This window comes from Bacillus sp. AY18-3 (assembly GCF_008042305.1).
Lineage (GTDB): Bacteria > Bacillota > Bacilli > Bacillales > Bacillaceae_G > Bacillus_A > Bacillus_A wiedmannii.
In genome coordinates this window covers 109,410-122,924 of the sequence record NZ_QKQR01000008.1, presented here as the reverse complement: position 1 = coordinate 122,924, position 13,515 = coordinate 109,410, and the positions used below count along the sequence as shown (strand labels likewise).

The following is a 13,515-nucleotide window of genomic DNA, read 5'->3' as shown; positions in this document are numbered from 1 at the left end:
GGATCTAATAAAGCCTTAGAAGCTGGTGCTTTATCACCAACAGGAAGGGTATCAACTAAAGGTAAATTAAGACAAGAAGCTTCACGTGCGGCAAGGCTAGAAGGTAAGCGAGCTGCTGATAATGGAGAAGCATACAAGGGACATGTTGGTCATGTTCCTGATACAACTTGGATGGGGAAACCGGAGCCTCATAGTTGGTTAGACCTTGATCCAAAAGTTAATATGAGCATAGGTGGACAGGCTAATAAATATCCAATTGGTTATAAACCTACAAAATTTAAGTTTGTAGAGGAGGAGTAGATGATGAATAATTGGAAAGATAAGATAGCTACAATGATTTTAGTGAAGCAGGAGCTAATGAAACAAGATGTAGAAAAAATATGGCCACACCATTTTCCAGAGGTGGGAGCAAATGAAAAATCTATTCGCATTATTGAACAAGAATTGGGATATAAGCTTGATTTAATGTATCGAGAATTTCTTCAATATGCCAATGGTTGGGCAGGCTTTTATCAAACGGTGGATTTATTTGGTACGGAGCAATTAAAGGAATCATCTATAATGGATTATGCTCAGGTATTATTAGAAGCTATAGATGATGTTGTTTTAGAAGAAAGCGGTGTTTTAAGACAGGAGCTATTACCAATAGCAGTTTCTGAATTTGATAGGGATTTATTTGTTTTATGTTTACCTAATTCTTCTAGACCAGGAGAGATAATTTGGTTTGCGGGTGAAGAAATAGATAGATTTGAGAATTTTGACGAGTACTTTTTAGCAATGATCGACTATAATAGAGAAGAGATATTAGCTTTAAAGGGGTAGTTTATGCAATCGTGTTTTTTAAGTGTATGTTAATGTGCGGCTATAAAAACATAAATACTAATACGGCTAAAGCAAAATATATTTGAAGTGAACAGAAAAGAAAATGAATATTAATCGTCAAGATATACAAGTTTTAAGGTTACGATAAAATCTAGAGCAATTTAAAAACAATATGAACTGAAAGTACTTGATTGTCGATTAAAGGCAACAAGTGCTTTTTTCGTCTTGATATAAAAATAAATGAAATGGGACAAACATTAGGAGAATAAATAAGAACAAAGCTGCTCAATTTGAACTGCACCGCAATTGTTAGACACGAATAACAATTTGAGGTGCACTTTTTATATTGAAATGTCATATGTATATTTAGTTAACCATTTCGATATCCTTTATAATAAAAGAGAAAGTGAAATTTGTTTTTCAGAGTATGTAAGGGCATACTACATATAAAAATATAGTTAAAGAGATGATGAATTTGAAAACAACTAAGAAAACATATTCGTTTTTTCAGCGGATGTGGAGAATATTAAAGTTTCAATATTATAAGTTGCTTCGATCACCAGAAGGAGCAAAGAAAGTGTCGTTAGGTTTTGCTATTGGATTTGGTTTAGAAATGTTGGTAATTTATACGGCATCGCTCGTATATTTAATATTTTATCCAATTGTCAGGTTAGTAAAAGGATCTTTTCCAGCCGCAGTCATTGGTAATATTATTGGGAAAATATCGTTTCTCCCAGTATTTTTATTTCCATTTGCTTATGCGTTAGGAAAAATGATATACCCATTTCATGTACAAAAAATACATCATGAACCATTTACGATATCTGACTTGTTTTCGAGTCATATTTTTACGATATTAAAGGGTTTAGTGCAGAGTGAAGTTTATGTATTAATTGGAATGACCATTTTAGGAGTGGTGTTTGGGGGAATTTCATATTTCGTTGTGCATTATTTATATGAAAAGAACCGTAAGCTACGTTTGAAGAACAGAAAGAAACGAGTGAGAGAACCACTCGTGCAAATATAAAGAGTGTCACATTCATTTTCTCCTTGGAATATGTTTAAGAAAAAGGAGGAGAGAATGAATGTATTATTATTACGTACCGCAAGTATATCCATATGTAAATTATTATCCGGTAAATGATATGAGGCAGCAATTTGGAGTGTATCAGCAGCAATTACCACAAATACCACAAATACCACAAATACCACAACAACAGCCTACGCAAGAACAAAAACCATATTTAACGACATGGCCATATTCAAATGTATACTATGGTAATTATTACGAATCATAAAGCTGCTTCTATGTAGAAGCAGCTTTATGCGTTTGTTTTCAAAATTAAATTTTGAATGGTTTGAAGAGAGTGAATGAGCTTTTCGCGCTCTTCCTCAGATAATGTTTGGAAATTTTCTTTTAATTTGTCTAAAATGAATTGTTGATACTGATTTACTAACAATTTCCCTTCAGCTGTTAGGGAAATTAAAATGACCCGTCGATCTTTTTCGCTATAATGACGCTCTATTAGTTCTTCTTGAATCAGTTTGTTTAATAGAGGTGTCATGTTAGGCCGTGAAATCGCTAGCCGCTTGCCGATTTCGGAAACTGCTAATGTACCATTTTCATGCAGAAGTAGCAATACTTGTGTATGTGATGGCGGCATATGTCTTTGAGAAGAAAATTCTCCAGGAAGCATAAATTTGCGATAAAAAAGAGGCACTAGCGAAAGAAGATGATCAACAATACGTTCCCACTCGCGTGATTCCATATAAAGGCCCCCTTCCACTATCATTGTAACAAAAAAGACATGTTATAAAAATAGAATTGTTTCATGGAAATTTTAATATTTGTAGGCCAACACTTTTTTTGTAAATGAATCGGCAATAATCGCGTAGCCATTATCATTTGGATGCACTTGGTCAAAGAGTAAATCTTTTTTATCATTTGATATTAATTTACGAATTGGTAAAACGATAGATGGTTGATTTGCTTTTGAAATGGAATAAACGGATTCATTCCATCCATCTAAAAACATATCTGCATAACTGGCGATGGAGTCATCGAGTTGTAACGGATTATAGAGTTCTGAGAGAATGAGTAAAGCGTTCGGATTTTGATCTCGAACTGTCTTTACAATATTTTTTATATCCGCTTCAAAATGAGCTTTTTCTTTATTTAACATTTTAATACCATCTATAACACCGACATCACGATTTAAACGGAATAAATTATTTCCTCCAATATTAATTGTAATGATATTTGCTGCTCTAACTTTTTGCTTTACATCTTCTGATTGCACTTTTTTAGCGAGACGATCTGTTGTAAGACCGTTTATCCCAAGGTTTTCTACTGTAATTGGTTTATGAATTTGTGCTTCTATTTGTCTAGAAGCTAATTCAGCAAATCCCCCTTGTGTCGAGCCATATCCTTTGGCGAGTGAATCACCTAGTACGAGATGATAAAAGGAATCGTTTGTTTGCTTATCAATCCAACTTGGAGTAGATGTTTTTTCTGTGTTTTCTTCCGGTCCATTTTGTTTTGTCTCATCGTTCTTTTCAAAATAAGAATAAGAAATGATTAGAAGGAGGAGACAAACAATTGTTAAGATGACTTTTTTCATATATTCATCCTCCTTGTAATTGGTAATTGTATCATATTCAGCAGTATTAACAATGTAAGGGCATATTATATGTTTATGAAAAGTTTACAACAACTTTACAGAAAATTTGTAGAAGTATGTCAAAAAATATTGACGATATGAAAGTACATTATATATGATAATGTCAGATAAGGTGAAATTTTAATGAGTAGGGCTTTATTTCCCACTAATTAAAGTTTCACTAATCAGGCGTTTAAGGGGACTACTCATTAGCGCAGGATGAAATGAAAATCTTGTCTCTAATAGAAGAAAAAAGGTATGTGGTTAGAGGCAAATAGAAGTTTATTTCATTATTTTTGGTAATTGTATAAGGGGGATTTTTTGTGAAAAAGTCAAAAAAAATGCTAGCTGGAGCAACTCTTGCTATAGGTGTAATAGCGCCGCAAGTATTGCCAGCAACAGCTCATGCGGATGAGAACAACGGGGAGAGTACGGTTAACTTACGAATTCTAGAAACATCAGATATTCACGTTAACTTAATGAATTACGATTATTATCAAACGAAAACAGATAATAAAGTAGGTCTCGTGCAAACGGCAACACTTGTTAATAAAGCACGTGAAGAAGCGAAGAACTCTGTCCTATTTGATGATGGGGATGCATTGCAAGGGACACCACTTGGAGATTATGTAGCGAATAAAATAAATGATCCGAAGAAGCCTGTGGATCCTAGTTATACACATCCATTATATCGTTTAATGAATTTAATGAAGTATGACGTCATCTCTCTTGGGAATCATGAATTTAACTACGGTTTAGACTATTTAAACAAAGTAATTAGTAAAACAGAGTTCCCGGTTATTAACTCCAACGTCTATAAAGATGATAAAGATACTAATGAAGAGAACGACCAAAATTACTTTAAACCATATCATGTTTTTGAAAAAGAAGTAGAAGATGAATCAGGACAAAAACAAAAAGTGAAAATTGGCGTAATGGGATTTGTTCCACCTCAAGTTATGAACTGGGATAAAGCAAATTTAGAAGGAAAAGTGAAAGCGAAAGATATAGTTGAAACAGCGAAGAAAATGGTGCCAAAAATGAAAGCAGAAGGTGCAGATGTTATCGTTGCACTAGCGCATTCGGGCGTTGATAAGAGTGGATACAACGTTGGCATGGAAAACGCTTCGTATTATTTAACAGAAGTTCCTGGTGTAGATGCAGTATTAATGGGACATTCACATACTGAAGTGAAGGATGTATTTAATGGTGTTCCAGTTGTAATGCCTGGTGTCTTTGGAAGTAACTTAGGTATTATTGATATGCAATTGAAAAAGGTAAACGGAAAATGGGAAATACAAAAAGAGCAATCGAAGCCGCAACTTCGTCCGATTGCTGATAGTAAAGGGAACCCATTAGTACAATCTGATCAAGAATTAGTTAATGAAATTAAAGATGATCATCAAGCGACAATTGATTATGTGAATACAGCTGTAGGAAAAACGACAGCGCCAATTAATAGTTATTTCTCATTAGTACAAGATGATCCTTCTGTACAACTTGTGACAAATGCACAAAAATGGTATGTAGAAAAGTTATTTGCTGAAAATGGACAGTATAGCAAATATAAAGGAATTCCAGTTTTATCTGCAGGCGCACCATTTAAAGCAGGTGGCCGAAACGGTGCTACATATTATACGGATATTCCAGCTGGAACGTTAGCGATTAAAAACGTTGCAGATTTATACGTATATCCAAATACGTTATATGCTGTAAAAGTAAATGGGGCACAAGTGAAAGAATGGCTTGAAATGTCTGCAGGTCAGTTTAACCAAATTGATCCAAAGAAAACAGAAGAACAGCCGTTAGTAAATATAAGCTATCCTACATATAACTTCGATATTTTAGATGGCTTAAAATACGAAATTGATGTAACACAACCAACGAAATACGATAAAGATGGAAAAGTTGTAAATGCAAATACGAATCGTATTATAAATATGACATATGAAGGTAAGCCAGTAGCTGACAATCAAGAGTTCATCGTCGCTACAAATAACTATCGCGGAAGTAGCCAAACGTTCCCAGGTGTAAGTAAAGGCGAAGTTGTATACCAATCACAAGATGAAACACGTCAAATCATTGTGAAGTATATGCAAGAAACACCAGTTATTAATCCAGCAGCAGATAAAAATTGGACGTTTAAACCGATTGTTGCAGATAAATTACATACAACATTCGATTCTTCACCAAATGCACAAAAGTATATAAAGAAAGATGGGAAAATATCATATGTTGGACCATCTGAAAATGAATTTGCTAAATATGCAATTGATATAACGAAGAAGAACGATGATGATAAGGAAACTGGTGGAGAGAATCCAACGACACCGCCAACAGGTGAAGGGAATAATGGAGGAAATCCAACGACACCACCAACAGGTGAAGGGAATAATGGAGGAAATCCAACGACACCACCAACAGGTGAAGGAAATAATGGAGGAAATCCAACGACACCACCAACAGATGAAGGTAGTAATGGAGAAAATCCAACGACACCACCAACAAATGAAGCAAATAATGCAGGATCTGGACAAACTACAACGGATAATCAAAACTCAAAAGAAACAACAACTGTAAGTGAAAATAAAGAAGACCGTGATTTACCGAAAACAGGTACAAGTGTTGCTTCTACAATTGGAGCAGGCTTGGCGTTTGTTGGAGCGGGATTACTTCTGTTATTTAGAAGAAAGAAAGCAAATAGATAGTGGAGAAATATAAAAAGGATTACCGATTCAGGTAATCCTTTTTAATATATTATGAAAGTGTTACAGCTTTTTCTTTCTTCCATGAAAGGCCAAATCCAGTGAAACCAACAATAATTGTTAAGACTGGGCAAGCTAAACAGAAAATTGCGAATGGAAGGTAATCAAATGTCGGAACCCCAAGGACGTTCGATAAGAATACACCACTTACTCCCCATGGTACGAGAGGGTTAATAACTGTACCTGCATCTTCTAGTACTCGTGATAAATTACGACGTTCTAAACCGACTTCATCGTATTTATTAGCAAATGCTTGTCCTGTTAAAACGATGGATAAGTACTGCTCACCAAGTAAGAAGTTTACACCAATTGCAGTTGAAGCAGTAGAAATAATTAAACGTGTGCTATTTTTTACGAAGCTAGAGATGATATTCATGAGCTGCGTAATAATACCCATTCCTTGTAATAATCCTCCCATACAAAGAGCCAGGAAAATAAGTGCAATCGACATCATCATACTTTGTAGACCACCGCGAGATAGTAAGCTATCAATGTCTTTAATACCAGTTTTAGAAACGTATCCGTCTTGCATAATTTTCATTAAATCAGCTAAAGAAGTGCTAGGTTTAAAAATAAAGAGAATAATAATTCCTACCACAATTCCTGCAAGTAATGTTGGAACTGCTGGAACTTTTTTAAATGCGAATAGGAACAGTAATAAAATTGGAATTAGTGTAACGATAGAAATCGTCGTATTTTTCTCTAAAGTGCTAATAAAGTTTGTGAAGTCAACGTCTCCGCTAGTACCGCCTCCTAAAATGAAAAATGCGATAAAAGCAATAATGAAAGCTGGAACTGTTGTCCAAAGCATGTTACGAATATGCTCGAATAAATCTACACCCGTTACAGCAGGAGCTAAGTTTGTTGTATCAGATAAAGGAGACATTTTATCTCCAAAGAATGCACCAGAAATAATTGCACCAGCGATTAGAGCTGGATCGTATCCGAGAGCACTACCCATACCCATAAAGGCAAGTCCTACAGTTGCGGCAGTTGTAAAGGCACTACCAATACTTGTTCCAACAATTGCACAAACAACAAAAACAGTTGGAACGAAAATCTTTGGAGATACAAGCTGGAAGCCGTATACCATTAAAGTTGGAATTGTTCCAGCAGCGATCCAAACACTAATTAATACGCCTACAAGCAAGAAAATAAAAATAGATGGAATACCAGCTGAAATACTACTGATCATCCCTTTTTCCATAGTAGACCAAGAGATTTTTTTCATAAATCCAAATGCTAATAAAAGAACGATACCAAATAAAATTGGGATGTGTGGTGAAACTTCTAATTGAATAACACTAAAGCCAATACAGAAAAAGATAAATAATGTTAAAAGAACAGATTCAATTTTTGAAACCATTGTTTTCCCCTCCTAAGTAATTTAAAATAGCTCTTTTTTATATAAAATTCGCCAATATTGTGTATTTCCTTCTAAAATTTAGAATTTTGTGACAAATTATCGGTAATTGTTGGTCCTTCGATATGATACGGAAATGATTGGATAAAAAAACGTCCCTGCATATAATTATGCAGGGACGAAGATATCGCGGTACCACCCTAGCTTGTGAAATGAATGTATCACAAAATAAAGGGTCGTATGATATGCGCTAATAAAATAAAAACGCCCCTGCAATATATGCAGGGACGAAAAATTCGCGGTACCACCCTAAATTGTGAAACAGTTTCGTTTCACCACTCTTTAGATATAACGGTCTATAACCGTCTTTCACTACTCCTTACGTTTCGCAAAAGAAGCTCCAGGGGGTAATTCATAATTCGCTCTGTACTGGTTCGCACCGACCACCAGCTCTCTGAAATCAGAAATCGAAATACTACTAAATCCTATCAATGCCGATTCATATGATGTTAGTTAAATTTTTATCACATTTTCATCTTATATGTCAATAAAAATGTTCAATATTTTTTTAGGGAAATAAAGGTTAAATGTTTTTAATGTTCTAAATTTGTACGTTATAATGAATTTGAAAGGGGAGGAAAGAGTGAAGAAAAAAATAATTCTTTTTACCACCTTACTAGTCATTGGCGGAAGTGCTGGAATTTACACAGCTTTTGCAGCTGAATCAGAGCAGGCGAAACAAAAGCAAATACAGCAGTTAGAAGTGAAGAAAGCGAAAGAAACGGAAGAGAAGAAGTCGATGGAAAAAGCAGCTGAGAAACTAGGAGTTTCTACTGAAGGGAAAACAAAAGAAGAGGTTACGAAAGAAGTAAATACCGCAAGATTTGAGAAGCGCCATGATTTATTAATTGAACATGCAAAACAGCTTGGAATTGATACAGAAGGAAAAAAAGATGAAGAGATTATTTTAGAAATCGGAAAGGTACAACACGGAAAGTAGAACAACTTATCGTATGATAAGTTGTTCTTTTTTAAGAACTATTTGATTTAAAAATAATTGACAGTCATTTAAATTTAATGTTAACTTTATTTATAAATTAGTTAACATTAGGGGTGACAATTGTGACTGTTAATAGTAATACGACTGAAAAATCGTCTTATACATATGAAGAATTATCGGAGAAAAATAAAGCTTATGTATGGCATCCGTTTACACAAATGAAAGATTATTTAGAAGAAGACCCTGTCATTATTGAACGTGGAGAGGGAAGAAAGCTATACGATGTAAATGGAAATGAATATTGGGATGGTGTTTCATCTATTTGGTTAAATGTTCACGGACATCAAGTACCAGAATTAGATGAAGCAATTCGTGAGCAATTAAATAAAATTGCCCATTCTACTATGTTAGGACTTGCTAACGTTCCATCTATTTTATTAGCAGAAAAAATAATTGAAGTTGTGCCAGAAGGTTTGAAGAAAGTATTCTATTCAGACTCCGGTTCTAGCGCCGTTGAAATTGCAATTAAGATGGCCTTTCAATATTGGCAGCATAAAGGAAAACCGAAGAAACAAAGATTTGTTACATTAAAAGAAGCGTATCACGGTGATACAATTGGAGCTGTTTCAGTAGGAGCGATAGACTTGTTTCACCAAGTGTATAGTTCACTTTTATTTGAGGCAATTAAAATGCCGTATCCATATACATATCGTTCTCCTTATGGAAATAATAAGGAGGAAATTGTGAAAAAACATTTAGAAGAAATGGAAGAGCTGCTGAAAGAAAAGCATGAAGAAATTGCGGCGATTATTGTAGAGCCTTTAATGCAAGGTGCTGGCGGTATGATTACAATGCCAAAAGGATACTTAAGAGGGCTCCGTAATTTATGTACAAAATATAATGTTTTATTTATTACAGATGAGGTAGCGACTGGATTTGGGCGTACCGGGAAAATGTTTGCATGTGAACATGAAAATGTAACGCCGGACATTTTAACAGCCGGAAAAGGTTTAACAGGTGGATATTTACCAGTTGCAATCACCGTAACGACAGATGAAATTTATAATGCCTTTTTAGGAGACTATGAAGAACAAAAAACATTTTTCCACGGTCATAGTTATACAGGGAATCCGTTAGGGTGTGCGGTAGCCATTGCGAATCTAGAGCTATACGAGAAAACAAATTTAATAGAAGAAGTGGCAAGTAAGACAGAATATGTAGCGACGCAATTAGAATCGCTCTTTGCGTATAAACATGTAGGGGATATTCGTCAGTGCGGGTTAATGGTTGGAATTGAACTTGTGAAGAATAAAGTAACGAAAGAAGCGTTTGAATGGACAGAGAGAGTCGGTGTTCAAGTATGTAAACGTTCAAGAGAGCTGGGCATGATTTTGCGACCACTCGGTAATACGATTGTATTTATGCCTCCTCTTGCTTCTACAATTGATGAGATTGATGATATGTTACGTATTTTGTATAAAGCAATCTCGGATGTTACGGAGGGAGAATAATGGGCGGTTTTTTTGTTACAGCAACGGATACTGAAGTGGGGAAAACTGTAGTTGCGGGTGCATTAGCAGGTGTATTTAGAGAATTGGGATATAACATCGGGGTATATAAACCGTTGCAAAGTGGACATGTTGCATCAAATCCAGAGGGAGATGCAGCAAGGTTAAAAGCATTATCGGGTGTACCAACAAAAGAAGATGAAATTTGCCCTTATTCTATTGAAGAACCTCTTGCTCCGAGACTTGCCATGAAAAGAGCTGGAAGAGTAGTACATTTAAAAGACATTATGGATCATTATAATGAACGATTGAAAGAGTTTAATAGCCTATTTGTAGAAGGAGCAGGTGGACTGGCTGTTCCATATACAGAAGACGCTTTAGTAATTGATTTCGCAAAGGAATTACAGCTTCCTCTTATTATAGTCGCACGCCCTACATTAGGAACAGTAAATCATACAGTTTTAACAATTGCTTATGCAAAGGCACAGGGCTTAACAGTAGCAGGTGTAATTTTATCCGGCTGCAAAGAATGTGAAATGGAAAGAGTACAAGAAAATAAAGAAATGATTGAAGAGCTAAGTGGGGTACCGGTTTTAGGTTTATTACCATTCTTTGAAGGTGCGTTTACAAAAGAAGAAGTCTTGGAATCTGCAAAAGAGTATATAATGATTTCAAAATTAGAGGAGTTCATCCGAAATGAATCAAACGTGGCGCACACATTTTCAATCTAAATTGCAACAATTAAATGAACAAGGACAGTATCGCAATTTGCATGTAACAGAACAAGCAGAAGAGACATGGCTTATTCGAGATGAAAAAAGGATGCTAAATTTAGCGTCAAATAATTATTTAGGGTTAGCTGGAGATGAGAGGTTAAAAGAAGCTGCTATTGCATGCACAAGAAAATATGGAACTGGAGCGACAGCATCAAGGCTCGTTGTAGGAAATTATTCACTGTATGAAGAGGTTGAGAGAAGTATATGCGAATGGAAAGGCACTGAAAAAGCCTTAGTTGTAAATAGTGGATATACCGCAAATGTTGGAGTGATTTCTTCATTAGCCTGTCGTCACGATATTGTGTTTAGTGACAAATTAAATCACGCAAGCATCGTTGATGGGATTATATTAAGCGGAGCAGAGCATAAAAGGTATCGTCATAATGATTTAGATCATTTAGAGAAGCTGTTGCAAGCAGCGCCGCCCAAAAAGAAGAAATTAATCGTAACGGATACTGTTTTTAGTATGGATGGTGATACTGCGTATTTGAGAGAGTTAGTGGAGCTGAAAGAGAAATACGGGACAATCATTATAGTCGATGAAGCACATGCGAGTGGAATATATGGAATTGATGGAGCAGGGTTGTCTCATATAGAAAAAGATATTGCTCAAAAAATTGATATACATATGGGGACGTTTAGCAAAGCTCTAGGGTGTTATGGCGCGTATTTGACAGGTGATGCAATGTATATAGAGTATTTACAAAATATGATGAGAAGCTTTATTTTTACAACAGCTTTACCACCAGGAACGTTAGGAGCAGTGCAAAAAGCAATTGAAATTGTGAAAGAAGATAATGAAAGAAGAGAGAGGCTTATAGAGAATGGAGCATATTTTAGGACACATTTGCAAGAAGCTGGTTTTGATATTGGGAATAGCTCAACTCATATTGTACCAATTGTAGTCGGTTCAAATGAAGCAGCTTTACGGTTTAGTAGAAGGCTGCAAGAGGTAGGTATTGCAGCAATTGCAATTCGTCCACCAACGGTTCCAGTTAATAGTTCACGGGTCCGTTTTGCAGTTACGTCCCAACATACAATAGCTGATTTGAAATGGGCTATTCAGCATATTATACGCATTGGTAAAGAAGAGGGGTTTTTCGTATGAAAGAGCTAAAGGTTATTTTTATTCCTGGATGGGGAATGGAAGAAGGTGTTTGGACTTTAGTTCTGCCGTATTTTAAAGGATATTCTGTTCAATGTATCAATTGGCGTAATGTGAAAGAACAAAGTGAATTTGCGGGGCGAATAATAGATGTAGCAAAAGATGAAAATGTAATTTTAGTTGGATGGTCACTAGGAGCGTTAGCAGCAGTTCAAGCTCATAAAAAGGTTAAGGCAAAAGGTATCGTACTAATTGGTGGTACTGCCAAATTTACAAATACGAGCGATTATACGAGTGGATGGAATACTCTGCATGTAGAACGGCTGAAAAAGAATTTAGCGAGAAAGAAAGAAGATACGCTCAAGCGGTTTTATGAAAATATGTTTACAAAAGATGAGCTGAAAGAGAATAAAAGGTTTGAAGATATGATAAAACGCTTTAAAGGTGATTCTATTCAGTCTTTGCAATTAGGTTTGGAGTATTTAATAGAAGCAGATATGAGAGAAGAACTGAAAGAAATTAAAGTCCCTATACTACTTATTCACGGAGAGCAGGATGTAATTTGTCCATTGTCTGCAGCGCGTAGTATGGCTGAGAATGAGACTGCCACGCTCAAGGTAGTAAGTGAGGCTGGACACGCATTATGCGTAACGAATTTCGAATATTGCGGAAATGAGATAATTCAATTTGTAGAGGGGATACGACATGATCAACAAAACGTTACTTCAAAAACGGTTTAACGCGGCATCTGTATCCTACGATCAATATGCAAATGTACAAAAAAAGATGGCACATTCATTACTTTCTACATTGAATCGGCGATATAGTGCAAATTCATCGATACGTATTTTAGAACTTGGATGCGGAACAGGATATGTTACAGAGCAATTATCAAACTTATTTCCGAAAGCGCATATTACAGCCATTGATTTTGCTGAAAGTATGATTGCAGTTGCGAAAACTAGACAAAATGTGAAAAATGTAACGTTTTACTGTGAGGATATCGAAAGATTACGACTAGAAGAAACATATGATGTCATTATTTCAAATGCCACATTTCAATGGCTAAATGATTTAAAACAAGTGATAAGAAATTTATTTCATCATTTGTCTATAGATGGGATATTACTCTTTTCAACGTTTGGACATGAAACATTTCAAGAATTGCATGCTTCGTTCCAGCGGGCGAAAGAAGAAAAAAATATACAAAATGAAACATCGATTGGGCAACTTTTTTATTCGAAAAATCAGTTGCGCCATATGTGTGAAATAGAAACAGGGGATGTGCATGTTTCTGAAACATGTTACATAGAGAGATTTACAGAAGTTAGGGAGTTTCTACACTCTATTCGAAAAGTAGGAGCGACCAATAGTAATGAAGAATCATATTGTCAAAGTCCCTCACTCTTTCGTGCGATGCTTCGCATATACGAAAGAGACTTCACGGAAAATGAAGGGATAATGGCGACGTATCATGCTTTATTTATGCATATAACAAAAGAGGGGAAGAGATGAA

13 protein-coding genes and 1 other annotated feature are annotated in these 13,515 nt (G+C 35.5%); of the genes, 10 read left to right on the top strand and 3 right to left on the bottom strand.

Features of this window, described 5'->3' with window-relative positions:
* The first annotated feature begins 303 nt into the window (after positions 1–303).
* The 3 genes from DM800_RS08145 (at position 304) to DM800_RS08135 (ending at position 2,120) form a co-directional block, all read left to right on the top strand.
* Positions 304–822 (top strand): SMI1/KNR4 family protein, encoded by a 519-nt coding sequence (locus DM800_RS08145; RefSeq protein WP_088064500.1) that lies wholly within the window; start codon positions 304–306, stop codon positions 820–822.
* A gap of 466 nt (positions 823–1,288) precedes the next feature.
* The gene (locus DM800_RS08140; RefSeq protein WP_147786702.1) at positions 1,289–1,849 is read left to right on the top strand and encodes a DUF2062 domain-containing protein; all 561 of its coding nucleotides are present in this window, start codon (positions 1,289–1,291) and stop codon (positions 1,847–1,849) included.
* Between the two features lie 58 nt (positions 1,850–1,907).
* Positions 1,908–2,120: a hypothetical protein gene (locus DM800_RS08135; RefSeq protein WP_147786701.1), complete on the top strand. Its 213-nt coding sequence runs from the start codon at positions 1,908–1,910 to the stop codon at positions 2,118–2,120.
* Between the two features lie 24 nt (positions 2,121–2,144).
* On the opposite strand, the gene DM800_RS08130 is transcribed toward DM800_RS08135, so the two are convergent.
* Together DM800_RS08130 and DM800_RS08125 are read right to left on the bottom strand one after the other, a co-directional pair.
* Complete coding sequence (locus DM800_RS08130) at positions 2,145–2,591, bottom strand: MarR family winged helix-turn-helix transcriptional regulator (RefSeq protein WP_000445817.1); 447 nt, start codon at positions 2,589–2,591, stop codon at positions 2,145–2,147.
* 72 nt (positions 2,592–2,663) lie between these two features.
* Positions 2,664–3,443, bottom strand: a complete 780-nt coding sequence (locus DM800_RS08125) for a GDSL-type esterase/lipase family protein (RefSeq protein ID WP_147786700.1) — start codon at positions 3,441–3,443, stop codon at positions 2,664–2,666.
* A gap of 362 nt (positions 3,444–3,805) precedes the next feature.
* Between DM800_RS08125 and cpdB the strand changes: the two genes are divergently transcribed.
* On the top strand, positions 3,806–6,190 hold the full coding sequence (gene cpdB, locus DM800_RS08120) for a bifunctional 2',3'-cyclic-nucleotide 2'-phosphodiesterase/3'-nucleotidase (protein WP_147786699.1): 2,385 nt from the start codon (positions 3,806–3,808) through the stop codon (positions 6,188–6,190).
* Positions 6,191–6,239: 49 nt separating this feature from the next.
* On the opposite strand, the gene nhaC is transcribed toward cpdB, so the two are convergent.
* The gene (gene nhaC / locus DM800_RS08115; RefSeq protein ID WP_000253742.1) at positions 6,240–7,613 is read right to left on the bottom strand and encodes a Na+/H+ antiporter NhaC; all 1,374 of its coding nucleotides are present in this window, start codon (positions 7,611–7,613) and stop codon (positions 6,240–6,242) included.
* A gap of 277 nt (positions 7,614–7,890) precedes the next feature.
* Positions 7,891–8,111: a binding site (T-box leader), on the bottom strand.
* A gap of 142 nt (positions 8,112–8,253) precedes the next feature.
* Here nhaC and DM800_RS08110 point away from each other — a divergent pair.
* From DM800_RS08110 to bioC, 6 genes are all read left to right on the top strand, one after another.
* Entirely contained in the window at positions 8,254–8,610 is a 357-nt protein-coding gene (locus DM800_RS08110; RefSeq protein WP_137011333.1) for a hypothetical protein, read from the top strand.
* Between the two features lie 122 nt (positions 8,611–8,732).
* The gene (gene bioA / locus DM800_RS08105; RefSeq protein WP_088064365.1) at positions 8,733–10,121 is read left to right on the top strand and encodes an adenosylmethionine--8-amino-7-oxononanoate transaminase; all 1,389 of its coding nucleotides are present in this window, start codon (positions 8,733–8,735) and stop codon (positions 10,119–10,121) included.
* Positions 10,121–10,849, top strand: coding sequence for a dethiobiotin synthase (gene bioD / locus DM800_RS08100; protein WP_147786698.1), 729 nt, complete (start codon positions 10,121–10,123; stop codon positions 10,847–10,849). The genes bioA and bioD overlap by 1 nt, the downstream gene beginning before the upstream one ends.
* The gene (gene bioF, locus DM800_RS08095; RefSeq protein WP_147786697.1) at positions 10,815–12,002 is read left to right on the top strand and encodes an 8-amino-7-oxononanoate synthase; all 1,188 of its coding nucleotides are present in this window, start codon (positions 10,815–10,817) and stop codon (positions 12,000–12,002) included. The genes bioD and bioF overlap by 35 nt, the downstream gene beginning before the upstream one ends.
* Positions 11,999–12,739, top strand: a complete 741-nt coding sequence (locus DM800_RS08090) for an alpha/beta fold hydrolase (protein WP_087985143.1) — start codon at positions 11,999–12,001, stop codon at positions 12,737–12,739. The genes bioF and DM800_RS08090 overlap by 4 nt, the downstream gene beginning before the upstream one ends.
* Positions 12,705–13,514, top strand: coding sequence for a malonyl-ACP O-methyltransferase BioC (gene bioC, locus DM800_RS08085; RefSeq protein WP_087985142.1), 810 nt, complete (start codon positions 12,705–12,707; stop codon positions 13,512–13,514). Before DM800_RS08090 ends, bioC begins: the two co-directional genes overlap by 35 nt.
* The last annotated feature ends 1 nt before the right edge of the window (position 13,515 follow it).